The 24,632-nt window shown below is 67.0% G+C and carries 17 protein-coding genes; 5 read left to right on the top strand and 12 right to left on the bottom strand.

Features of this window, described 5'->3' with window-relative positions; all coding sequences use genetic code 11:
- Positions 1–172: 172 nt before the first annotated feature.
- Positions 173–1,069 (top strand): oxygenase MpaB family protein, encoded by an 897-nt coding sequence (locus FOE78_RS03640; protein WP_143985110.1) that lies wholly within the window; start codon positions 173–175, stop codon positions 1,067–1,069.
- On the opposite strand, the gene FOE78_RS03635 is transcribed toward FOE78_RS03640, so the two are convergent.
- Both FOE78_RS03635 and FOE78_RS03630 read right to left on the bottom strand, forming a co-directional pair.
- Positions 1,044–2,219 (bottom strand): CPBP family intramembrane glutamic endopeptidase, encoded by a 1,176-nt coding sequence (locus FOE78_RS03635; protein WP_143985109.1) that lies wholly within the window; start codon positions 2,217–2,219, stop codon positions 1,044–1,046. The two genes, FOE78_RS03640 and FOE78_RS03635, sit on opposite strands and share 26 nt — an antisense overlap.
- A gap of 30 nt (positions 2,220–2,249) precedes the next feature.
- Entirely contained in the window at positions 2,250–4,688 is a 2,439-nt protein-coding gene (locus tag FOE78_RS03630) for a sodium-translocating pyrophosphatase (RefSeq protein ID WP_143985108.1), read from the bottom strand.
- Positions 4,689–5,048: 360 nt separating this feature from the next.
- Between FOE78_RS03630 and FOE78_RS03625 the strand changes: the two genes are divergently transcribed.
- A complete protein-coding gene (locus FOE78_RS03625) occupies positions 5,049–7,688 on the top strand; it encodes a DEAD/DEAH box helicase (protein WP_143988496.1) in 2,640 nt (879 codons plus the stop codon).
- 74 nt (positions 7,689–7,762) lie between these two features.
- Here the strand turns inward: FOE78_RS03625 and FOE78_RS03620 are convergent, their stop codons facing one another.
- The 4 genes from FOE78_RS03620 to FOE78_RS03605 form a co-directional block, all read right to left on the bottom strand.
- Positions 7,763–8,368: a hypothetical protein gene (locus FOE78_RS03620; RefSeq protein ID WP_143985107.1), complete on the bottom strand. Its 606-nt coding sequence runs from the start codon at positions 8,366–8,368 to the stop codon at positions 7,763–7,765.
- 1,925 nt (positions 8,369–10,293) lie between these two features.
- Entirely contained in the window at positions 10,294–10,674 is a 381-nt protein-coding gene (locus FOE78_RS03615) for an Rv3654c family TadE-like protein (RefSeq protein ID WP_168207359.1), read from the bottom strand.
- 106 nt (positions 10,675–10,780) lie between these two features.
- Positions 10,781–11,104 carry a TadE family type IV pilus minor pilin gene (locus tag FOE78_RS03610; RefSeq protein ID WP_143985105.1) on the bottom strand — a complete coding sequence of 108 codons (324 nt, stop codon included), beginning with the start codon at positions 11,102–11,104 and terminating at the stop codon, positions 10,781–10,783.
- A gap of 330 nt (positions 11,105–11,434) precedes the next feature.
- A complete protein-coding gene (locus FOE78_RS03605) occupies positions 11,435–11,728 on the bottom strand; it encodes a hypothetical protein (RefSeq protein WP_143985104.1) in 294 nt (97 codons plus the stop codon).
- 1,107 nt (positions 11,729–12,835) lie between these two features.
- On the opposite strand from FOE78_RS03605, the gene FOE78_RS03600 reads away from it, so the two are divergent.
- Positions 12,836–13,042 carry a hypothetical protein gene (locus FOE78_RS03600; RefSeq protein WP_210414784.1) on the top strand — a complete coding sequence of 69 codons (207 nt, stop codon included), beginning with the start codon at positions 12,836–12,838 and terminating at the stop codon, positions 13,040–13,042.
- Positions 13,043–13,986: 944 nt separating this feature from the next.
- Here FOE78_RS03600 and FOE78_RS03595 read toward each other — a convergent pair.
- From FOE78_RS03595 to FOE78_RS03575, 5 genes are all read right to left on the bottom strand, one after another.
- On the bottom strand, positions 13,987–14,793 hold the full coding sequence (locus FOE78_RS03595; RefSeq protein ID WP_143985103.1) for a type II secretion system F family protein: 807 nt from the start codon (positions 14,791–14,793) through the stop codon (positions 13,987–13,989).
- A gap of 1 nt (position 14,794) precedes the next feature.
- Complete coding sequence (locus FOE78_RS03590) at positions 14,795–15,613, bottom strand: type II secretion system F family protein (RefSeq protein ID WP_143985102.1); 819 nt, start codon at positions 15,611–15,613, stop codon at positions 14,795–14,797.
- Positions 15,610–16,764 (bottom strand): TadA family conjugal transfer-associated ATPase, encoded by a 1,155-nt coding sequence (locus tag FOE78_RS03585; RefSeq protein WP_143985101.1) that lies wholly within the window; start codon positions 16,762–16,764, stop codon positions 15,610–15,612. The genes FOE78_RS03590 and FOE78_RS03585 overlap by 4 nt, the downstream gene beginning before the upstream one ends.
- Entirely contained in the window at positions 16,761–17,906 is a 1,146-nt protein-coding gene (ssd, locus tag FOE78_RS03580) for a septum site-determining protein Ssd (protein WP_143985100.1), read from the bottom strand. The genes FOE78_RS03585 and ssd overlap by 4 nt, the downstream gene beginning before the upstream one ends.
- Positions 17,907–18,729: 823 nt before the next feature.
- Complete coding sequence (locus FOE78_RS03575; protein WP_143985099.1) at positions 18,730–19,476, bottom strand: Fic family protein; 747 nt, start codon at positions 19,474–19,476, stop codon at positions 18,730–18,732.
- Positions 19,477–19,608: 132 nt separating this feature from the next.
- Between FOE78_RS03575 and FOE78_RS03570 the strand changes: the two genes are divergently transcribed.
- Positions 19,609–20,373: a class I SAM-dependent methyltransferase gene (locus FOE78_RS03570; protein ID WP_143985098.1), complete on the top strand. Its 765-nt coding sequence runs from the start codon at positions 19,609–19,611 to the stop codon at positions 20,371–20,373.
- A 55-nt stretch (positions 20,374–20,428) separates the two neighbouring features.
- Positions 20,429–21,034, top strand: a complete 606-nt coding sequence (locus tag FOE78_RS03565) for a pentapeptide repeat-containing protein (protein ID WP_143985097.1) — start codon at positions 20,429–20,431, stop codon at positions 21,032–21,034.
- On the opposite strand, the gene FOE78_RS23740 is transcribed toward FOE78_RS03565, so the two are convergent.
- The gene (locus FOE78_RS23740; RefSeq protein ID WP_143985096.1) at positions 20,997–24,458 is read right to left on the bottom strand and encodes an efflux RND transporter permease subunit; all 3,462 of its coding nucleotides are present in this window, start codon (positions 24,456–24,458) and stop codon (positions 20,997–20,999) included. The genes FOE78_RS03565 and FOE78_RS23740 overlap by 38 nt on opposite strands.
- Positions 24,459–24,632: the final 174 nt, after the last annotated feature.

The raw sequence follows: 24,632 nt of genomic DNA, 5'->3' as shown, positions 1-24,632 counted from the left end.
CCTAACTTCATCCGGTCGATCACCCCAAGCGCAGCGCGCAAATTGGCAAGCCGGACATGACGATAATCACACCAAGAATCACACCACACTGCGGCGGCTCGGCGTTGAGGCCGGTCCAGCACCCCACCCAGGGGTGGTTGTTAAGCGGTGCCGCCGGATTAGCCTGAGGGTCATGACTGGATGGCCGCTTGAGGTGCTGCCGCTGGACCGGATCCGGGTCCGGATGGCGCATGCGGTGACCGGCGTGCTCGGTGCCAATGATCCACAGTCGGCGTTCGGCGCGCTGCGGGCGGGCGACTCGGGCGAGCCGTGGTATCCGGCTGACTCGCCGGTTCGGCTGGTACACGGCGACATCGCGATGCTGATCGGCGGCATCCGGGCGCTGCTGGTGCAATCTCTGCATCCGGTCGCGATGCAGGCCGTCGAGGAACACTCCGGCTATCACAGCGACCCGTGGGGGCGGTTGCAGCGGACCGCCGCGTTCATCGCGATCACCACCTTCGGCTCGTGCCATCAGGCTCTCGATGCGATCGCCCGGGTCCGCCGGATTCATGATCATGTATCCGGGGTGACACCTGCCGGAGATCCCTACCGGGCTTCGGATCCGCACCTGTTGGGCTGGGTGCACGTGGCCGAGGCGGAGAGCTTCCTGACCGCGCACCGGCTGTACGGGCATCAGTCGCTCGGCGCACGCGACGCGGACCTCTACGTTGCCGATCTTGCTCGGGTCGGCACCGCCCTCGGTGTCCTGGAGCCGCCGCGCAATGTTGATCAACTTCGGCGGCAGTTCGATTCCTTCCGGCCCGAGTTGCGCGGCGGCGGACAGGCCCGCGCTGCCACCAGCCTGTTGCTCTGGCACCCGCCCCTGACCGGCGCCGTACGAGCCGGCTATCGGTTGCTCGCGGCCGGTGCGATCGCGTCGCTGCCGCCCTGGGTCCGGCAGGAGTTGGGACTCCCGTCGTTGCCGATCATGGATCGGGCCCTGTTGCGGCCGGTCGCCAGGACGCTGCTGGCGTCGCTGGATCGCGGGTTCGCGGTGACCTTCAGTAACCGGCCGGCTGCTGCATGATCATCGGCGCCGGCTGCTGTGCCGGCAGCGGTTGGTAGGTGCGCTGCAGCCGACGCCGCTTGGCCATCCACAAGATCAACACCACCGCGACCCCGTTCACCACCAGGGTGACCAGCGGCGCCAGCGGACTGCTGTGGGTGTCGGAACTGACGAAGGCAGCAGCCCAACCACCGAACAACAAGGTGGCGATCATGATCGCGACGTTGTTGGTCGCGTGCAACGCGATCGAGGCCTCCAGGCCACCGGTGCGCCACACCAGGATGCAGGACGAGGCCGCGAAGATCGCCAGATCAAGGAAGGTCCAGGGGTCGAAACTGCCGTGGGCCAAGGCGAACAGCACGATCGACGGCACCATCGCCACCACCAGACCGACCTTCGGGTTGCGGAACCAGGCACCGACGTTCTGCAGGATGAAACCGCGGAAGGCGTACTCCTCGCCGGCCGACTGGAACGGGATGGCGATCACCACCATGATCAACAACACTCCCCAGTGCTGCGGCCGCGGACCGTAGTCCCAGCCGACCAGGAACTGCAGCCCGAGGTAGATCACGAACAGCGGCACCGTGATCATCAAGCAGCGCAGCAGCCATCCCCAGCGAAACCCGCCGGCCACCGAGGACAGGAACCGTGGCCGGATCCCGTGCACGATCCAGTTGGCGAACATCGCCGACGGGATCAGGCTGATCAAGCCCGCAATCACATAGCCGAAGGCCAGCGGCCCCATCGACTTCGACGACAGCGTGTCCAGCAGGGAATTCAGGTCGCCGCCGGCCGCGATCACGATCACCGCCAGGATGATGCCGAGCACGACCTGCGCGCCGAGTGCGAAGACCAGGCACAGGAGCAGGGCCAGCACCGGACGCCAGCCGCGGTACCGCGGACCGCGCAACAGCTGCTGATACTCGACCGATTCGATCGGTAGCGGGCTCGGCCTCCACCTCGGATCCGGCGGATACATCCCGTACGGCATCGGCTGGGCGTAGGGGCCGGGCTGATACGGGTTCGGCCAGCCCTGGTGCGGGGCGGGCGCTGGTTGACCGTACGGATTCGGGTTCGGCATCCCGGGTTGCCCGTTCGGTCCGGGCTGGCTGCCCGGACCGGGTTGACCGTACGGGGCCGGGCCGCGGGGCGGCTGCTGGGGCGCGCTCATGCGGCCGATTCTCGCAGCCCGGCCCAAAACCTAGTCAGACTTATCCACAGCGAACTCCGGCGAGTTGGTGGCATCGGACGACCCGGTTCCCGCCCCGGTGGCGGCACGGTCGGTGCCGGAAGCGCCCGCCCCCGGACTGCCCGCACCGGTGTCGGAGCCGCCGCTGCGGTCACTGGACTCCGCGGACTCCTCGTCCTCGGCAATGCCGACCCGGCGACGGGTGCTGATCACCACCACGATCACCACGATCGCGAAGGCGACCAGCGCGATCACGTACCGCAGCGGGTTGGCCGAATCGCTCAGCGGCGACATCGCCACCACGGCCGGGGCGATCAACACGGCGACCAGGTTCATCACCTTGATCAGCGGGTTGATGGCAGGACCGGCGGTGTCCTTGAACGGGTCGCCGACGGTGTCGCCGATCACGGTCGCCTCGTGGGCCGGCGAACCCTTGCCGCCGAAGTGGCCGTCCTCGACGATCTTCTTCGCGTTGTCCCAGGCGCCACCGGAGTTGGCCAGGAAGACCGCCATCATGGTGCCGGCCGCGATCGCACCGGCCAGGTAGCCGGCCAGCGCCGGCGCACCGAGACCGAAGCCGACCGCGATCGGGGCCATGATCGCCAGCAGACCCGGCGTCGCCAGCTCGCGGAGCGAATCCCGGGTGCAGATGTCGACAACCTTGCCGTACTCCGGCTTGCCGGTGCCGTCCATGATTCCGGTGATCTCACGGAACTGGCGGCGTACCTCGTACACCACGGCGCCGGCGGCTCGGCCGACCGCGCTGATCGCCAGCCCGGAGAACAGGAACACCACGGAGGCGCCGGCAATGATGCCGACCAGTGTCGGCGGCGCATAGACCACCGCATCGGCGGTGAACTTGGTGTACGCCTCGGCCAGCACGCCGCGGATCGCGTCGGTGTAGGAACCGAACAACGCCGTCGCGGCCAGCACCGCGGTCGCGATCGCGATGCCCTTGGTGATCGCCTTGGTGGTGTTGCCGACCGCGTCCAGCTCGGTCAGGATCTGGGCGCCGTCACCCTCGACGTCACCGGACATCTCGGCGATGCCCTGAGCGTTGTCGGAGACCGGGCCGAAGGTGTCCATCGCCACGATCACGCCGACAGTGGTGAGCAGACCGCAACCGGCCAAGGCGATGCAGAACAGCGCCACGATGCCGGAGCCACCGATCAGGAAGGCGACGAAGACGGCGGCGGCGATCACCAGACCGGTGTAGACGGCCGACGACAGGCCGAGCGAGATGCCGGACAGGATCACCGTCGCGGCGCCGGTCAGCGACGTCTTGGCGACATCCTTGGTCGGCCGATCCTCGGTGCCGGTGTAGTAGCCGGTCAGCGACAAGATCACCACGGCCAGCACGATGCCGGTGATCACCGACAGCAGGGCGACGATCCGCGGATCGTCGATCGGGCCGTGGAAGACGGTGCCGGCCGGCAGGTGGAGGTCGGCGAACTTCGACGGCAGGTAGATGAAGGAGGCGATGGCGACGAAGACCGCAGAGATCAGCGCGGACAGATAGAAGGACCGGTTGATCGTACGGAGGCCGCTCTCGGTCGGCCGGGGCCGCGTCAGGAAGATGCCGATGATCGCGGTGATCACGCCGATCGCCGGCACGATCAACGGGAAGATCAAGCCGGCTTCGCCGAAGGCGGCCTTGCCCAAGATCAAACTCGCGACCAGCATCACCGCGTACGACTCGAACAGGTCGGCCGCCATGCCGGCGCAGTCGCCGACGTTGTCGCCGACGTTGTCGGCGATGGTTGCTGCGTTGCGCGGGTCGTCCTCGGGGATGTTCTGCTCGACCTTGCCGACAAGGTCGGCGCCGACGTCGGCGGCCTTGGTGAAGATGCCGCCGCCGACCCGCATGAACATGGCGAGCATGGCCGCGCCGAAGCCGAAGCCCTCCAGGATCGTCGGTGCGTCGCTGCGGAAGATCAACACCACCACGGAGGCGCCGAGCAGGCCGAGGCCGACGGTGGACATGCCGACGTGCGCGCCGGTACGGAACGCGATTCGCATGGCCGGGTCGCGGCCCTCGTCGCGGGCCGCGGCAGCAACTCGTACGTTGGCACGGACGGCCAGCCACATGCCCAGATAGCCGATCATGGCGGAGAAGAAGGCGCCGACGATGAACGCGATCGACCGCGCGATCCGCAGCAGCACCTGGGAGGCGCCGGTGTCGGTGTGCGCAGGCAGTGCCAGCAGCAGCAGGAACGCCGCGGCCGCGAAACCGCCGAGCGTCTTGAACTGCCGGCCGAGATAAGCCGCGGCGCCCTCCTGGACGCCGAGCGCGATATTTTGCATGTTCTGGGTGCCTTCGCCGGCCGCCAACACTTGTCTGCGGAAGACGAGGGCCATGGCCAGCGCGATCAGCGCGATGGCCGCGACGACTGCGGCGACGGTGAGGTTGCCTGCGGACAACGTCACCTCAAGGGCCGTAGGAACGTACATACAGTGCACTCCTGTTGCTGCGGGAAGCTCGAGAGAATTACTCCACGACGCGCCGTTGCGCGCAGCTTGCCGGGAGTCTAACGGCGAGGTACCGACGCCCGCATGACGCGGGTCACATTGGCGCGGCTTCGCGAGTTCAGCCGGGTTCGCTCCGGCCGAGGCGGGCTCCGTCGCTGGGTCCGGGCTCAGGTTGGCGGTTACCCGACGCGCCGCGAACAGAATCCCCCGCTGATTGCCGAAAATCCTCCGTTGAGCGGCGATCCGGGCGTTTGCGCGGGCGATTGTGTTCGCGGGGTCGGAGTGCTCGCGCCGGACCCGCTGCGAAATGTCGGACGGTGGGCTCAGACTGGTGCCGTGGTGATGACGACGGCCGAGGCGCCGGGGGTGCTGCAGGACCCCGAGAGGGTGCGTTTGCGGCGCCGCTTCGGTGAGCGGTCGGCCGAGTTCGCGCCGTGGCCGGACTGGCTGCCGACCGAGGTGTTGGCGGCGATCCGAGGACGCGGCATCGACGCACCGTGGCTGCACCAGGTGCAGGCCGCCGACGCGGCCTACGGCGGGTCGCAGGTCGCGATCACCACCGGCACCGCTTCGGGCAAGACGCTGGGTTATCTGATGCCGGTGATGGCCGCGACGTACGGCGGTCCGGCGGCGACGGCGCGGCGACCGGTGGGGCCGCGCGCCGAGTTGAGGGACACCCTGCTGGCGCCGAAGCGGCCGCACACCGCCCTCTATCTCGCCCCGACCAAGGCGTTGGCTCATGATCAACTTCGAGTCGCCAACGGGTTCGGGCTGCCGAGTTGGCGGGTGGCCGCCGTCGACGGCGACGCCGAGACGGCTGAACGCGACTGGGCACGCCAGCATGCCGCGTACGTGTTGACGAATCCGGACTTCCTGCATCACGCGATGCTGCCGAATCACGGCCGTTGGTCGTCGTTCCTGGCCGGCGTGCGGTACGTGGTGATCGACGAGGCGCATCGTTACCGCGGGGTGTTCGGCAGTCACGTCGCGCAGGTGGTCCGGCGGCTGCGGCGGCTGTGCGCGGCCCACGGTTCGATGCCGACCTTCATCCTGGCGTCGGCGACCGTGACCGGCGCGGACCGGATGGCCGCCGAGTTGATCGGTTGCGCGGCCGACGAGGTCAGCGTTGTTGATCATGACGCGTCACCGCACGGCGCGGTCGAGATGATCATGTGGCAACCCGACGGCCACCCCACCGACGACGCCACCGAACTGCTGGCCGGCCTGGTCAACGCCGGCCTGCAGACCGTCGCCTTCATCCCCTCCCGCCGGATGGCCGAGTTGGTAGCCGTCCGCGCCCAAGACCTCGTCCTGACCCCAGCACTGTCCGACGAGCCGCCAACCACCTTGTCCGACGAGCCGACTACAAGAGTCCTGAGCCTGTCGAAGGACCGCGAGGCGAGCCCATCGACGGAATCATCCGCCGACGAACCGGCCACGCGCGCCCCGAAGTCGTCGGAGGACCCCGACATGCACCCGACGACCGGCAAGTCCGACGACGGTCCGAAGACAAGGGTCCTGAGCTTGTCGAAGGACCGCACAGCGTCCTCATCGACCGGACCGGCCGACGACAACTCGGCCACGACGGAGCAGAGTTCGTCGAAGGACTGCGACTCGTACCGATCGGTCGAACGGCCCGACGACCTCCGACACGTCGCGAACCGCTCACGCCCCTCGCGCATCGACTCCTACCGCAGCGGCTACCTCGCGGCCGACCGGCGCGCATTGGAGGCGGCCCTGCAGGACGGCTCGTTGCGCGGATTGGCGGCGACGAACGCATTGGAGCTCGGTGTCGACGTCGCCGGCCTCGACGCGGTGATCATCAGCGGCTTTCCGGGCACCCGATCGGCGCTCTGGCAGCAGGCCGGACGGGCCGGGCGAACCGGTCGCGACGCCGAGGTGATCTTGATCGCCGCCAACAACCCACTGGACGCGTACTACTTCGATCATCCGGAGCTGTTGTTCGATCAGCCGGTCGAGCAGACGGTGCTGCACGCTGACAATCCGTACGTGCTCGGCCCACATCTGGCAGCGGCAGCCCAGGAGCTGCCGCTGACGATCAAGGACGAGCTGTGGTTCGGGCCGACCATGATCGAAACCCTGCCGCGACTGGAGGCCCAGGGTGTGGTGCGCAAGCGGCCGGGTGGCTGGTTCTGGCCCCGACCGGAGCGTGCGGTAGACGCGATCGATCTGCGCGGATCGGGTGGCCCGGTGATCGAGATCGTCGAACTCGACAGCGGCCGCGTACTGGGAACTGTCGATCAGGCGGCGGCGGACGGAACGGTGCATCCAGGAGCCGTGTATCTGCATCAGGGCGACAGCTATCTGGTGGACGAACTTGATCATGATGCGTGTGAAGCGTTGGTCCGGCCGGCGAAGCCCGGTTACTACACCCAGCCCCGCGGGAGCCACGACATCGAGGTGGTCGAGGAACAACGCAGTCGACCGTTCGGCAGCGGCGTGCTGCATCTCGGCGACGTCGACGTGTTCTCGCAGGTGACCGGCTATCTGCGGCGGGACGAGATCACCGGTGACGTGTGGGATGAGACGCCGTTGGAGATGCCCGAACGCAGATTGGGTACAAAGGCGGTCTGGTGGACGTTGGCGCCGACAGCGCTCGACCTGTCTGCGATACAACTCGGGTCGGCCGCGCATGCCGCCGAGCACACCGCGATCGGCCTGCTGCCGATGTTCGCCCCGTGCGACCGTTGGGACATCGGCGGACTGTCGACGATCTTGCATCCCGACACCGGTGAGCTGACCGTGTTCGTGCACGACGGCCATCCGGGCGGCGCAGGATTCGCCGAGCGCGGATATCGAGTCGCCGAGGAGTGGTGGCAGGCAACGCTGGATCGGCTGAGGTCCTGCGAATGCACCGCCGGATGCCCGTCCTGCGTGGTGTCGCCGAAGTGCGGGAACGCCAATCAGATGCTGGACAAGCAGGCCGCGATCTGGCTGCTCGAGGCACTGCTGATCGACTGATCGAGCTCGCCGGACGATGCGTCCGCGGGCCAAGAAGTGCTGGCCGGCTCGGCAACGTTCAGCTGTAGCTGCGCTCAACCGTCGACGACGACCTGCAATTCGCCGATCCGCAGCAACCGGCTCCGCGTACCGCTCACGACCTCGTCACCGGACAACGCGGTACCCGAACCGTCGTCGACTTCGTAATGCACCGACCACCGAGTCGTCATCGACACCCGGTACGTCCCCACCTTTTGGTAGATGTGCCCGCAGGTTGGTGACGGCGTCGCCGGCTTCATCCCACGCCGCCACGGCGTCCCCATCGACGAGCAGGTGAACCGCGTCCCGTCACCGGCGTCGACAGTCAATCCCGCCGGCCGCAACGACAACGCGACCTTCATCCCAGCCAAAGACTTGCTGACCTGCTTGGCCTTCTGGTCGCCGCCGACCGCCCAGAACCACAACGGATACCCGACCACCGAATCCAGTGGTTTGCCGGTCACCTCACTGCGCAAGTGGTTGTTCGAGTGATCCGGCCCCACCCCCGGCGCCGGAGCATCGAACGACAACGACGCCTTCACCTGCTGATACGCCTGCTCAGCCGTCAACTTCGGCTTCACCTGCCCCCCGCCGCCGGCTGCCTGGCCCGACGGCGCCTCCGGCAGCGCGCTGACACACTCCGAGGTCGGCGAATAACGCACCCCACAGCCCACGGCATCAAACAACGCCTGCCCTGCCGCCAACTCCGCGGCCAGATCATCCCTACCCTCAACCGACTTCCACCGACTGACCAACTCGGCTAACGACGGACCGGTCGGCCGATTCTCGTTCGACCCCTGCGATGTCGAGCCGTTGTGCTGGGCAGCTGGTGGATTGGACGACGACTTCTGATCCTCAGGCGTGATCGCCGTCGCGCTCGGTGTCGTTTTGCCTGCGCCCGCGTCGTAGGTTCCGCCAGAGTTCGTATCCGTAAGCGTCATGCTCGTATCGGCGGACGCGGCGAGAGTGACCAAGCAGACCGCAAGTCCAGCCGCAACAACTGCAGCTGTCGCTCGCAATGCCCCTAACCGATGGTGCATGGCTCATCCACACTTATCTGGTCCATCGAATGGACTCTCCATGCCGATGGGTTTGCGTCCTGATCCCCGCCAGTTGCGCGCATCTCGACTCGCAGCAACTGCCAATCGATCCGAGATGACGGCTTGCCGCGATTCTCAGCCTGCAACGTTCGCGAGTCGTTACAGGCCTTAAACTGAACAACCCCGGGTTGCTCCGGGTGTCGCTCTACTTCCGGCCCCGTCGTCACAACGACCCGCCCACCAACGATTCTGGCTCCAACTCGCTTCGATCCCTCGAACGACTGCTTGAGCCAATCAGGCATGGGCCCATCAGGGTCTACGAGGGCGAGTAGCGATTCCGGCGGCTTCCCGGTCGGAGCGCTCCGGCCTGCATCCGTGAATGCCGTCTCAAACTTCACATAGCTCCGCTGTGCGTCTGCAACCTGGGCAGTCCGGTCGGAAGTCGCTGTGGAACTCGCCGCAGGTGTCTGCGATGAAGCACCCGTTTTTGGCGGCCCGCCTGTCGATGGGATGGAAACGGAGTCGTCGTCTCCACCGCCGCACCCGGCCAGGCCGCACAGCACCAGCGCGGCCACAGCCAACGCAGCGGCGGCTCGTCGTGCCGACATCCACATCGCCTTTCACCTTTGATCGACCTGAGTGGGGACAGAGTCTAAACAGAAACGGGCTATCCATCGCCCTGGCTGTGGATAACTTCACCAAACCCGCAGCAGATCACGAGAACCGCTCGAGCTCGCGTGTGAGCCACCGGCATCCGAGCTGGACCGTTGACGCATTCTGCGGATCCGCCGATTGCGCTGCGACATCCAGTCCCAGAACGGGTGACCGGGACACAGCTACCAGCGGTAGTGCCTCGTCGGCGTTGATCGCCGAGCCTATTGCCGGTGTTGGGTGCTTCTCCCCGCAGCGGGCCAGACCCTGGCCAACGGCCCGCAGCGACTACGGCGACAACTCGGCGAGCAGGACGCCGATCCCATCGATCTCGAGTGCGAGGCGTCGAGCCGCGGATGCGCGGACCGAGGCGCCCTTCTCCGCCAGACCGCGATGACGCGGGGTGGCGAGCCGCCTGACCGACCCGCCATCCCGACGTCTTGCGCCGTCCGCGAGGGAGGACGCTTTGCAGCGGTGAGATCATCGCGCCCGAACCTGATGTCTCTCGCGTCCGAACGCGACGTCTTCGCATCGGGTGGCGAACGCGGCGACGACGGCACTTCATGATCAAGTCCGATTCAAGATCAACTCCACACCTCGGCGCACTCGGCGGAAGTTGGTCCCGCCGTCGACTACGGCTCATGATCAACATGTCCGCTTCTTCGTCGGCGCCCGGGCCGCAGGAAGCGACTCGTGCGCACTCCTGAGTGTCCGCATGTTCGTCGCAGGACGAAACCAGACCTGCAGTTGCCGGTACAGCCGACCACTCGTAGCGGGTGACAACCGAGGCCTGTGGGCGAGTCGATCCGGGCGCAGTAAGGACAACCGACTCCCGTTCGAGTGCCTCACCGAATGCGGGTCCAAGATCAGCATTCCGAGTCATGAACTAACTTCCGTCATCGCACCGGGCCGGCGTTCGCTTCTGCGGTGACCTCGTCGGGGAGACCGGGGAGCTTGATCGGCGCCGGGACCGCAACCCGGACTGTCAGCAGAAAGTCGGACGGGTCGCCGACAACAGAGCAGTCAGTCACGCGATGATCGTTCTTCGTCGCGTACGTCTCCGCACTGGTGCAGCCGTCCTGCCCGGACCCGAAAGCAGCAGCTCCGGCCAACGCGGCGAGATCGACGGCTGCCCGGGCCTTGTGACTGGCCACGATGTAGCTGCCGACGACGCTGAATCCGCTGGCGATGAGCATCATGAAGATCACCACGGACATCAGCATGATCGTCCCGCTGCCCCGGTCATCCCGGCCAGCCGCGCCAACAACCTTGATCATCTGGATCTCCTGCCTCTCTGGCGAACCGATACCCCTCGCCCGCGGAATGCTCGCGCCGTCACCGATGGCCATGTGTCGTTGAACTGAGCCTGGCCGACGACCATGATCATTGGGACTTCCCCGGTTCCTTGGCTGCCGTTGCAGACCCCTGCAGGGTGATCCCCGGAACAAGCTGCAGCGGTTGGGACCTGACCTTCACGACAACGCGGACCTCACCCCCACTCGCGTCGATGTCGATCACGGATCCCTTCGGTGCGGAGGCTTTCTCGCGATCGACCGCAGCCTGGTCGCCGCGAGCCGCTTGCCGCGCGATGTCACTTGCGGAATCGATGCACATGGCCTGCAGGCCGAACAACGAGACCGCCCAGCCGAACAGCGCCAGCATCATTGTCACGATCATCATTCCGAACACCAGCTCGACCGTGACCATGCCCCGGTCCGGATCCCAACGTGGTACGGGTCGAGTTTGACGGCCGGCACCTCGCGCTTCCCGACCAGGCACATGCCGACCACAACCCCGTCCCGGTTGAGCCCCATTCCGTCCAGTCCGTACACAAGTCCAGTCAGCCCGACGTTGGCAACCAGCTTGATCAGAATCGCGGGCCGTCTGCCGGCTCATCATCAACTTGTTCACGCCGCTCCTCCTTGGCGTGGGACGCCGGCAGCGCTTGTCAGCAGTTGCCGGCGTCCCAGGTCATCGCGATCGGTTTCAGTGACGCCCTGGGACGTAGGGGAGACGTCCCACTCCTGGCCTCGGTGATCAAATGCCTTTGAAGATCAAGCTCACCAGCTTCTTCAGGACGCCGAGGAAGAAAGTGGCCAGTTCCTTCTGGCCCAGGGCGGTGACCACAACAGTGACGATGGCGATCGCGATCAGGACGCCGAAGATGAACTCGACGGTCACCATGCCGCGCTCATTTGCCCGCGGCGGCGACAGCACGAATCCCAGCATCGTGGTGAACCACGCAACCGGGCCAGCCTGCCGCGCCGCCCGCTTGCTGTTGCTCTGATCTGAGACCGATGCCCCGGTGTCGACCGGCGCGATCTCGACCACGTACTCCGACATGTCAGCTCCTCTGTGTAGATGGCATCCGGTGATGCCGTGCCTGCCTTACATCTGAAGCTTGTGACTTTTTGGGACGAAGTGTTCACCCCTGTGGACAGCGCTTCGAACTACGTTTTTCCTTGTGGATAACGGACATTTCTGTGGATGACGGAGCTTGGGAATCGCGTGGACCGAGCCTTGCAAACCGGGCGGTTAGGAACCCTCATCGGTTCCCCACGGAGGTCGACCGGTGTCGGATGCGCTGCCGGTCAAGGGGCTGAGATGATCTTGGGCCGACATGATCTTGGGCCGACATGATCTTCGGCCCGAGCCCACATCGGCGTGACCTGCACACTGAGCCAACGACTGTGCCGCGCACAGTCGGCCGTGACGTCGGATCCGGCCGTAGCCGGCAAGCCATGACGCCAGCGGTCCAGTCCATCGGGCCCACTCGAAATCTGCCGCCGCTCGGCATCCTGCAAAGGAATGAGCCATGCCGGCGAGCCGATCGTGGCCGGGCGCGGAATTCATGGTCTCAATGAGATGGGCAGCGGAGTGCCCGGGCAAGCAGGGTCCGCGGACAGTTGGTACGACCGACCGTTCGAGACTGGGATGCAACCGGACCGCCGGGAGTGGGGGCGCAGCAAGAGCGGAGCCTCGCTGCGCACAAGCGCGCTGTGTCTTGGTCTCAAGGACTGATGAGTTTCGGATGTGCACACCCGCCCGACGACCGTCGCCGACGAACTCTTGCCACGTAGAACGATCGCGCCGATCCCACACCTGTGGCCGGCGTCGGGCCATCGCGAACATTGGACTCGGCCGTCGGCAGATGCCTCGGCTCGGTACTGCCGACCTACGGCCCGCCGTCGCTGCCGTTCACCCCTCCGGGTCGTCGACCTGTCGGGACCGGTGGGATCCAGGTGCGCGGCGACGGCGAGCCGATTCCTGGGATGCAGGATTCTCGCGAACCGCGCTCTCGCCCGGTCGCCACAATCGTCGGGCTCACCACAACCAAGATCAACTACCCCGCACTCGGCCGACCCGGTTCATCGGCTCGCTTCGACCGGCTGTTGTCTGCTCCACGCCGACCGAGCTGCATCCGCAGGGCATCACCCGGTGGTGCTGTGCGGTGACCCGACCAAGTCGCTGGGTGCGCTGTCGCAGGCCGAGTGCAGCCGGGTGATCGCCGCCCTCGATCTGGCCGAGGAACTGCAGGTCCCGGTCGAGTGGTACGCGATCTCCTCCGGTGCCCGGGTGTCGATGACCAGCGGCACCGAGAACATGGACTGGATGGTGGCGGCGTTGCGGCGATCGTTCCCGTAGAGGTCGCGTTTCCCAGTTCTCCAAGGCCTCCGGCACCGAAAAGTCCACTCTGGTGCCCACTCCCACGGCCGGCTCAGGCTTTCTGGAGGGGCCCAACGAGCAAATTGCAGGAGGGTGCGCACCCACAGCCGGCACGAAACGGCCGGAACCTCCTGCAATCCCGCCGCGGTCCTTTCCAGGCACCAACGGTGTGGAGGCGGGTGCCGCGGCGTGATCGCGGTGATCGCCGGGACAGGCCCGAGCTGGCAGAGCGTCGCTACTAATTCGCCATCCGAAGGTTGAGGGTTCGGTGGTGGTGAGCACGCTTTGGCGATGCCCGGCTGCGGGCGTGTCGTCGCACGGCGACGCTCCGGTCACCGCGCGGAGGACGGCGACGGAAGGGCTACCGGGCGAAATGCGACCGAGCCGAACGCCGCGAGGTGCGTGCCCGCGCGCCGCGCGCGTTGACAGCGCAAACGCGCGACTTCGCCCGCAACTCGCATGGCCCAGTAGCGCTCGCCGTCCGTTGATCAACTCGAGGCGCGCACAAACGGGCCGAATCTGACGGGCCATCCTCGACAAGCTGAGTGGGTTGGGCCGCGACATGCCTGCCGGTCGCGCGACGGGCTCAGAACTCTGAGCCGGATCGGCTCATTTCGCAGGGTCAGCCTCCGAGAGGGCCGGCGGACTCACACTGGGGCGACAGGCGCACTCCCGTGGGCAAGCTCGTTCGACGTCCGGGATCCACTCGGCTCCGGACGAACGGGTGCTGGTCTGCACCGGCGGCGACTTCCGCAATGCGGGATCTGGGGCATGAGTGCGGTCGATCGGGATCCGGTCCACGCGAAAGCGGCCAGGCTCGGGCGCGTCCACACGTGGCGCCTGCTCAACCACGGCTTGATCGGAATCTTGCGCCGGAGCGTTGATGGCGATCACCATGCCGCACCGCAGGCAACCGTGTTCGGTCAGAGGGCGTGCTGGAGTGCGGTGACGACCGACGGGATCACGCAGACCAGGAAGAAGGCGGGCACGAAGCAGACCATCAGTGGTGGCACCGACTTCACGCCGACCGTCTTCGCCCGGGCCTCCAGCACCCCACGGCGATCACGTCTGGCCGTCTGGGCATACCTCCGCAAGGTCGCGACCACCATCGTGCCTGAATCGACGGAGCGCGCGAGGTCGATACTGACCCGGCCCAGTGTCGGATGCGTACGCAGGCCACGCCACGCCTCCGACTCGGCCCGACCAAGATCAACATTCTTCACCACTTCCGCCAGGTCTTCGGCCAGCGGCCCGTCCGACACCGCCGCCACCTCGCGAACGGCAGCCCGCAACGGCAGACCTGCGCTCATCGCCGCCGCCATCAACTCCAGGATGTGCGGCAGTTCCTCGATCATCCGTTCACGTCGTCGCCGCGCCGCCGGCCGTTCGACCTTGCCGAGGAAGATGATCATGGCAGCCGCCACCGGCGGCGCCGTCAGCCACACCGACGAACCCAGGTCCGGCAGGAACATCCGCAACAGCACCGGGACGACCCCTGCGGCGACCAGTCCGGCTACGTACCGTTGCCTGGCCGGCGGCGCCTCCGGCCTGGCCTTGATCAACTCACCGAGCCGGACCAGCGGGGTCGGCACGGACACCGTGGGCGCCAGCGAGAAGCGTCCGCCCTGGCGGCTGATCCGTCGGACCTGCTCCGGAGGGCTGCCGACCAACCCGGCAGCCGCGAGCCCGACCAAGATCACCGCGAACACCAACTCTGCTTGTGGCCCCATGTCAACCTCCCACCGCCGCGTGGTCCGCGACGCCCTCCATCCAAAGCACGCCGGCGGCCACGAAGATCGAGCCGCCGATCAGGCATGCCCATCCCCACGGCGATCCGGTCAGGAATCCCATCGGATCTCCTCCGATCAGATAGCCCAGACCGATGCCGACCAGCGGCAGTACGGCCATCACCTTGCCGCTCGCGCGCGGCGCCGCTGCCTCGCTGTTGATCACCAGCCCCAACGACTCGTCCTCCGCCAGACCCTCGGCGACGTCGTCCAGCGCCTGTGCCATCCCAGCCCCGCTGGAGATCGACAGGCTCCAGGCACGCGCGAGGTCCGCCAATCCCGCTTGTCCGGGTTCGGCTGCCTGCGCACGCCAGCCGGCCGCCACGTCTCCACCCAGATCCGCTGCAGCTACCGCCGGCCGCAGAATCGCGCAGTCGTCGGCCGCCGAACGTAACGCGGCCAACGGCACCTGGCCCACCCGGACTTGAGCGGCCAGCACCGAGCAGGCCTGTGCCACTTCACGTCGGCGCGCCGCCGCACGCCGTCGCCGTAACGCACGCCGAGTGGTGATCACGACCGTGCCGGCGATGATCACCGCCGGCAGACTCAGCCAGAATCCCTGCACACCAAAGAGAACCGCCGCCAGAACCGGACCTGACAGCAGGACGAGGAACGGCGTGAGGTCGAGCGCGGATCGTGACGACGTTGCCTTGCCGAGCTGCTCCGAAACCGGTGCAAGTCGCTGTCGCATCGTCCGTGCTGGTGCAGGACCGATCAGCAGCCAGGCCGTGAATCCCGCCAGCAGCACCGCGATCCCGGTCATGATCGGGACAGCAATTCTTCGAGCCTGCGCGCCCCCGGCCCGGCGATCGCACGGTCCCGCTCGTCGAAGGTCAGCGCCGGCGCAGTGTGCACCAACCCGGTACGCAGATCTCTTTCCAGGACGTGGATCTGAGCAATCCGCCGGCGTCCGGACGACATCCGGGTGATGTGTACGACGACATCCAACGCGGCCGCCACCTGCGCATGCAACGCCTCGCGGCCCATCCCGCCGATCGCGGCCAGTGCCTCCAACCGGGCCGGTACGTCGCCGGCCGAGTTCGCGTGCACCGTGCCGCAGCCACCCTCGTGGCCGGTGTTCATGGCCGCGAGCAGGTCACAGATCTCCGCACCGCGCACCTCGCCGACGATCAACCGATCGGGCCGCATCCGCAGCGCCTGGCGAACCAGATCGGTCAACGTGACCGCGCCGGTCAACTCCGCATTGCCCGGGCGACCCTCCAGTCTGATCACGTGCGGATGATCCGGCGCCAGCTCACGGGAGTCCTCGACGATCACCAACCGCTCGCTCGCCGGCACCAACGCCAGCAACGCGGCCAGCAGGGTGGTCTTGCCCGAACCGGTCCCGCCGCTGATCATGAACGCGGCCTTGACCTTGATCATCTCGGTCAGCAACTGCGCCCCCGCCGGCGGCAACGAACCCGAATCAACCATGTCCTGCAAGGAAAAGCTGCGCCGAGCCGGCACCCGCAGACTGATGCAGGTGCCCGGATCGGCGAGTGTGCTGAGAATCGCGTGCACCCTGGTCCCGTCGGCCAGCCGGGCATCGACAAACGGGGACGCCTCATCCAGTCGCCTGCCGACCGATGCCGCCAACCTCTGTGCCAGCTTGCGAACCTCGGCATCGGACTCGAAGGCGACCCCAGCCGGCTGCAGACCGTGGCCGCGGTCCACGTAGACCGCGTGCGGACCGTTCACCAGCACGTCGGTCACACCGTCCAGCTGCAGCAGCGGATCGAGCCGGCCGGCGCCCACGCTGTCCCGACGGATCGCCGCCACCGTCTCCAGCAGGCTCGCGTCACTGACCAGCAGACCCTCGGCGCGCATCGCCTCGGCCACGTCCGCCGAGGTGTGCACACGGCCCAGAGTTGCCAGCTTCGCCCGGATCGGATCCAGATCGACCGCGCCGGTCACGCCGCCAGATCCCGGAAGTCGAGCCGATCCAGCAAACGCCGGCTGAGCTTGCCCAGCGGACTGCGCGTCGCCCTGCCCGGAGGGTCGCCGCGCTCGGCACCGTGACGGATCGAGGCGTCTTCACCGACCACACCCGCCAGCGGCAGCTGCAACGCGTCGGCAACCAACTGGGCGCCGATGCCGCCGCCACGCGGGCGGCGGACCACCACGCCGAGTTCGGCCGTCGTGCCCCGCAACTCCCGGAGCAGTTGCTGTGCGGCGGCGATACCGCGGACGTCGGCACCGGCGACCACCAGGGTCAGAGCGGCCCGGCGCAACGCCTCGGCCGCGACCGGATCCTGGCCCCGCGGCAGGTCGACAACCACCAGGCGATGGCTGCGGGTCGCCGACAACAACACCGACTTCACCGGGCCGGGTGCGAGCCCGAGCTCACCCTCCCGGGCAACCGAGAGCACGTCGATGCCCGCTACCCGCGGCAGGTGTCCGGTCAGGTCGCCGAGGTGCCCCTCGGCTCCGCTCAATCGCGGCCAGCGCCAGCCGGCCACCGACTCGGCACCGACCAGCAGGTCGATCCCGCCGCCGAACCGGTCCAGGTCGACCAGCATGGTGGAGAGTCCTCGGTCGGCCGCGCCGACCGCCAGCGCGGCCGCGACCGAGGATCCTCCGACCCCGCCGGAGCCGCCGACGACGACCACCACGCGACCGCTGCCGCTGGGACGGCCGGTCGCGTCGGCGATGGCCGCCGTCAGCAGACCGGCGCCCTGCGGCAGCCCGACCACCGCAGCTCCCAGCGGCGCGGACCAGCGCGCCAGCCCAGCGACGTCGTCGTCGACACCCGCGACGAACACCTCGGTCCGATGCGGCAGCACCAGCTCGGCAACCTGACCGGCTCGATCCGCGCCGATCACCACCAACGGTGCCGCCGACCACAGCGGACGGATCGATCCTGGCTCGGCCGTCACCGTCGGCTCTACCCCGGCGGCCGCAGCCGCAGCCAGGACGTTGTCGAGCAGTTCCAGATCGGCCGTCACCACCAACGGCCCCGGTTGCTGTGCCGGCGACCGGGCCGATTCGGCGGCGCTCACCGTGACCCCGGCACGCCGAGCCCGCACTGCGTGTCCCTCACCCTTGTCTGCCCGCATACCTTCACATTGCGACTTTTGCCTCGAAGGTGGCCGCCCTGCGGACGAATCTGTGGATAACCAACGATGCGCCTCGAATTGTGGATAACTGCTCACGACGACCTGCCACAGCGGAACGGTTGCCGATTGGTTTCATGATCAACTTCATCCGGCTCGACGCCGTCGTGGAACGAGATCGGGGCCAGATCTTTTGCGCGCAGGTCTTCTCAAACCGTCGCCGAGGGGGTAGAAAGAGAGCCAGAGAAGAACTGAATGATCTCGCACCGAGTGCAGGACGGGATCGTCGCCATTGTTAGGTTTCGTGCCAGTCCGCCGGGACGAAGGCACAGCGTCGAGACCCGAGATCTGGACCCGGAGTAGGTCCCCGGCAGTCGACGCGAAGATCAGCAGCAATTCTCACGCACAGTCCAAGTACCCACGCGGTGATCACCCATCCGTAGAGGGCAGTTGCGATCCAGGCTTGCCTGGGCCAACATCATGTGTGCACGCTTGGTCGCTTGGATGTAGTGCGTAGACCGGCGCCCACCCGTCAGGTGTGGGCGCCGCGTCGCGCGTCCATCACCGTCGACGATGAGGGCTTGCCGCCCTTCCCGCGGGACCGACTCCTGGACACACCACAATTTCGACAACCGCATCGTGCCGCCCCGGCTCCTCGGCCGGGGCCAGGCTCCGATTACGAGGCGGCATCTCGCGCCGGCGGCTCAACCAGCCCGCCGAGATGCGCAGCCTGACCGAATCTCCTTACCAGCAAGGCGATTCGGACACTCCCGGACAGGCGCCGAATCCACCTGACCGAACAGACTTCCCGGGGTACGCGTTCGGTTCAGCGTCCGGATGGCCCCGATCGTGGCGCCGGCCGGCGACCGGCCGGGCTCAGCCCGGACAACTCCGCACCCTTCGACACCGCGGCAGCCACATGCAGCAACCAATCCCGTACACCGGCAGCCGTGCCGGTTCGATAGCGCTCCAATGCCCAGCGATAGTCCCGCTCCAGCGCCCGATGCGCGGCCTCCGGAACGATCACCGCGGCAGGATCGACCTCGCCCGAGATCAACACCAGGTGCTCCACTGCGCGAGCCACGATTCCGTTACCGGCAACAAAAGGAGCCAACGTGAGCAACTCGGCGTGAGCGATGCCGGCGACCACGATCACCGGCGCTTCGGTCTTCGCCGACAGGGTCTGCTGCAGCGACGCCAGCCGCGTACCAAGATCATCTTCGGCACGCACCCGGCCGAGCTGATCGTCCTCGAGCACACCCCGGCCGAGCAGGGCGTGCGCCCGCGCGATCGCCTGGCCCGGAGCGACCCGGATCAACCTGGCGAGGTCGGGCACCTCGACATACAGCCGCATCGTCCCGGGCAGCCAATCACGCTGTTCATGATCAACTTCCAGGGCCGCACTCGCCCGAGCGGCCGCCAACAACGCGGACGCAGTCTGCTCCGGACTCAGCCGGCGACGCCCGCGATCACGCAGCACGGCATCGACCGTGTCGCGCGCGGCAGCAAGCGCCGACGGCACACCTTCCAGCCGCGCCAACTCGGCCAGCGGATCCGCCGGAACCGATGCCATGTCCTGCCTCCTCCGTAGCTGACCAGCGCCCGTGCGCAGCCATGCTGGCAGGTGCGGCGGCCGCACGACGTACCGCGGTCGAGTCAGCATGGTCGGGGCCGGCAGACCGACCGGGACCATTAGGATCGCCCCATGCCTGAACCCCGACGGACCGCGTTCCCGGAGGCGGCGATCACCTGGATGCTCGGTGAGACGCCGCTACGGGTGCTCGACCTCGGTTCGGATCGCGGCAGGCTGGCCAGGATGATGGCGGCCGCCGGGCATCAGGTCTACTGCCTGGACCGGTCTGCGAAGAAGATCGCACGCATTGCCACCCTGATCCCGAACGGACTGCACACCTCGGCGCAGGCCGAGGCGCTGCCCTTTGCCGACCAGCAGTTCGACGTGGTGAGCTCCGCGGAATCCCTGCACCGCTTCGCGCCCGGCCTGGTCGGCGCGGAGATGGCCCGCGTGCTCCGGCCCGGTGGCCGGTTGGTCGCCGTCTACAACACGCGCGACGACACGGTGCCGTGGGTGAAGAAGCTCGCCCGGATCCTCCAGTTCGTCGATCCAGAAGCGATGCGGGGCGACTTCGGTCAGGATTCCGTGAGCGCGATCGCCGACGGCCCGTACTTCACCGACCTGGAGCGCAAGGACTTCCGCAACTGGGTGCCGATCAACCGGGACGGCCTGTTGCAGATGGTTCGTCGGCGCCCGGTGACCGCACAGCTGGCCGAGGCGGATCGCGATCGGCTGCTGAACGAGGTCGGCGGGTTGTACGACTCCTACGCCCGATCTCCCGAACCGCTGCTGTTGCCGTTCCAGGCTTCGTGTTGGCGAGCCCGGGTCGATCACAGCGAGTTGGTGCCGAGCGGCGTCGAGGACGACGAGGCGTTGGAGATTCCGCTCGGCTTCTGAGCGAGTACGAGTCCGGCCGACCTGCGCTGTCGGAGGTACGCCGTACAGTGCCGGCATGGACGAGCGCAGCGACGAGGACGTCGTCGATGAGGACATAGTCGACGAGGATTGGTACGGCAACGAGCTGGCCGGCACGCGATTCAGCAGTGTCAGATTCAGCCGGGTGGACTTCACCGAGGTCCGCACCCGCAACGTGATCTTCGACGACTGCAGGTTCGCCAACTGCGCCTTCAACGTCTCCGAACATCGCGAGACCGCGTTCATCGGCTGCACCTTCGCCCGGGATTCGTTCTTCTCCGCAACCCTGGACGGCTGCAAGTTGTCCGGCTCCACCTTCGTCGACTGCGAGTTCCATCCGATCACCATCAAGGGCGGCTTGTGGCAGGGCGTGGTGATCCGCGGCGGCGATCTGACCAAGATCGACTTCTCCGGTGTTGATCTGCGCGACGCCGATCTGTCCGAGTCCGATCTGAGTGGCGCCCGGTTGGACGACTGCAACCTGGCCTTCGCCAACCTGCGCAACACCCGGCTGATCGACGCCAGCCTGATCGGGGCCAAGCTGGACGGCATCGACCTTTCCGCCGCCCAGCTGGGCAATACTCAAGTTGATCTTGCCGGTGCGATCAGCGTCGCAGCCACCTACGGAGCAGTCCTCCGTTAGCCCGCTGCTGTTCCTCCACGGCTCGCCGAGCGGCCTCTTCCTCGGCCTGCCGGGCAGCTTCCTCCTCGGCCCGGCGAGCCTCTTCTGCTGCCTGCCGGGCGGCTTCCTGCTCGGCGGCCTTGGCGGCTTCGGCTTCCTCGGCTGCCCGGATCTCCGCTGCCCGCTGCGACGCCACCTCGGCCTCGTGCGCCTCGCGTTCGCTCTCCCGGCGTAGCGCCTTCTTCTCCCGCCGACCTTCGACCAGTCGGTAGAGCACCGGCACCAAGATCAACGTCAGCACGGTCGAGGACACCAGGCCGCCGATCACCACAATGGCCAACGGCTGCGAGATGAACACGCCGCCGCCGGTGACGCCGAGCGCCATCGGGATCAGCGCGAAGATCGTCGCGATCGCCGTCATCAGGATCGGCCGCAGCCGTCGCCGGGCACCGTCGATCAACGCGTCGTTCACCGACGCCCCGGCGGCTCGATAGTGGTTCACCAGGTCGATCAACACGATCGCGTTGGTGACCACGATGCCGACCAACATCAACAACCCGATCAAGGACGGTACGCCGAGCGGGGTGTCGGTGATCACCAACGCCAGCAGTGCGCCGACCGCCGCGAACGGGATCGACACCAGCAAGATCAACGGCTGCACCAGGCTCTTGAAGGTGGCGACCATGACCACGTACACGATGGCGATCGCGACCAGCAAAGCCAATCCCAGTTGGGTGAACGCGTCCGACTGGTCGGAGCTGACGCCGCCCAATTCGGTCTGCGCGCCGGACGGCAACTGCAGCTCGTCCAGTGCCTTGGTGACGTCCGAGTTGACCGTGCTCAGATTGTCGCCGGTCGGGGTCAGCGACACCGTCGCGCTCTGCTGTCCGTCCTTGCGGGTGATCGTCGGGGGCACCTCGGTCTGGCTGATGTCGGCCACCGCGGACAGCTTGATCTGCTCGGGCGCGGCGGTCTGCGTCGCGGACTGCCCACCCTGCCCACTTGCGCCGCCCGAAGTTCCGGCCTGACCGGAGGCGCCGGTCTGACCCGAAGCACCGGTCTGACCCGAAGCAGCTCCCGAGCCGGAAGCCCCGGCGGAGCCGGCGGACGCACCGGCCGCCGCCGAGGCAGGAACGGTGATCTTGAGGTTCTTCAGTTCCTTCAGCCCGACCGGCGGATCGGCCACCTTCAGGACCACGTCCTCGTCGTCACCGCTGGTCTCGATGCTGCCCATCTTCGCCGGGGACAGCACACCCTGCAGGGTCTGCGTGACCTGGCTGGTGGTGAGTCCGTGCTTGGCGGCCTTGATCGGGTCGATGTCGACCTGCACGATCGGCTGTGCTGCGGTCAGCGAGGAGCTGACGTTGGTGACACCGGAGATCTTCTTCATCCGGTCCAGCACCTGCTGGGTCGCCTGATTCAGCCGCTGGCTGTCCGGTGCGGTCACGTCGACCTCGACATCGGAGCTGGTGCCGAAGCCGGCGCTGCTGCTGACCGTCACATCGCCGACGTCGCTGAGCTTGTTGATCCTGTCGGAGACGTCACGTTGGATCCGATCTTGATCATCATCGGCGTTGGTGGTGACCGTGAACGACGCCGAGTCCTGACCGCCGCCGAAACCGGCGAATCCGCCGCCACCGATGGTGGTCTGCACGGTCTCCACACCGTCGACGCCCTCGATCGCGTCCTCGACCTTGGCCGCCTTCTTGCTCTTGGTGTCCATGCTCAGTGCCGGGGCGAACTCTTGGGTCACGGTGAGCGTGTTCTGCCCGCTGCTGCCCAGGAAGTCGGTCTTCAACTGGCCGGCCAGCAACCCGGTACCGCCCATCACCAGCAACGCGATCAACACCGTGACCAGCGGATGCTTGGTGGCGGACTTGATGATCGGCACGTAGCCGCGCTGCAGCAGGTTGCGCCGCTCCTTGGCCTCGGCCGTCTCCCGTACGTGTTCGGGATCGACCTTCCTCTTCGGCGTCCGCAGGATCCAGTACGCCAGCACCGGCACGATGGTCAACGCCACCAGCAGCGAAGCCAGCAACGCGATCGCCACGGTCAACCCGAACGGGCGGAACAGCTCGCCGACCTGGCCGCCGACCAGGGTGATCGGCAGGAACACCGCCACCGTGGTGATGGTGGCTGCGGTGATCGCGGTCGCCACCTCCCGGACCGCGGTGGTGATCGCCTTCAGCTTCGGTTCGCCGTAGGACAGGTGGCGTTTGATGTTCTCGATCACCACGATCGAGTCGTCCACGATCCGGCCGACCGCGATCGTCAAGGCACCCAGCGTCAGGATGTTCAACGAATAACCGGAGACCCGCAGACCGATCAAGGTGATCAACACCGACACCGGGATGGAGATCGCGGTGACCAGGGTCGAGGTGCCGGACATCAGGAAGATCAAGATCACCACGATCGCCATCGCCAGACCGAGCCCGCCCTCGGTGAGCAGGTCGTCGATCGACTGGGTGATGAACGGAGCCTGATCGAAGACGGTGTGGAACTGGACGCCGTCGCCGAGCTTGTCCGCCAGCCCGGGCAAGGCGTCGTTGACGCCGTTGCTGACATCGACGGTGTTGCCCTCGGGAGTCTTGGTGATCGACAGCGTCAGGCTGGGTTTGCCGTTGGTGCGGGAGATCGAGGTGGCGGGCGCATCGGTCTGCGTGACGGTGGCGACCTCGCCGATGGTGACCGTCTTGCCGGACGGGCTCAGCATCTGAAGATCGCGTACGTCCTTGGCCGAGGTCAGCCGCTGACCCACGTTCACCGACAGCGTCTTGTCGCCGGAGTCGATGCTGCCGGCGGAGCTGACGATTCCGCTGCTCTGCAAGGTCTGGCTGACATCGGTGGTGGTCAGCCCCTTGGCCTGCAGCTTGTCCAGATCAAGATCGACCTGGATCCGTGGATCCGGTGCGCCGGAGACGGTGACGGCACGAACGCCGTCGATCTTCTGCAGGTCCGGTACGGCGATGTCGTTCAGCTGGTCGGCGAGCTTGCCCTCGTCACCGGACTTGTTGGTGACGCTGAGTTGGATGACCGGGAAGTCGTCGATGCTGCCGGTGCTGACCTGGGTGTCGACGTCGTCGGGCAGGGTCGACTTGATCCGGCTGACCGCGGCCTCCAGGTCCTGCTGCGCGGCGGTCATGTTGGTGCCGTACTGCATGTTGACGATGACCTGGGACATGCCGGTGGACGAGGTCGAGGTGACGGTGTCGATGCCGGACACTCCGCCGACGGCCTGCTCGATCGGAGTGCTGACCCGCTGGTCGACCACCTGCGGCGCGGCGCCGGTGTAGGTGGTGGTGATGACCGCGGTCGGCACGCTGATCGACGGGATCAGTTCCTGCTTGAGCTGGCCGGCGGTGATCGCGCCGAAGATCATCACGAAGATCGTGACCAATGCGATCAGGGCGCGATTGCGCAGGCTCAGATTGGCCAGACGTCCCATGTGAATTCAACCCCAGAAGCTTCGCGGTCACGGTCTCCCGGTGGACAGACATCGGCGGGTCCAGCGGGCAGCTCGGAATACAACACCGTATCCGCGCCCGGCTAAGTGTTACTGACGAAGCCAACTCAGACATCAGGGGATTCCCCGAGTAGGACCGTCGAAGCGGTAAAGATG

Origin of the sequence: Microlunatus elymi (assembly GCF_007362775.1) — a bacterium.
In the GTDB taxonomy this organism is placed as follows: Bacteria; Actinomycetota; Actinomycetes; order Propionibacteriales; family Propionibacteriaceae; genus Microlunatus; species Microlunatus elymi.
This window is presented reverse-complemented; position numbering and strand designations above follow the sequence as displayed.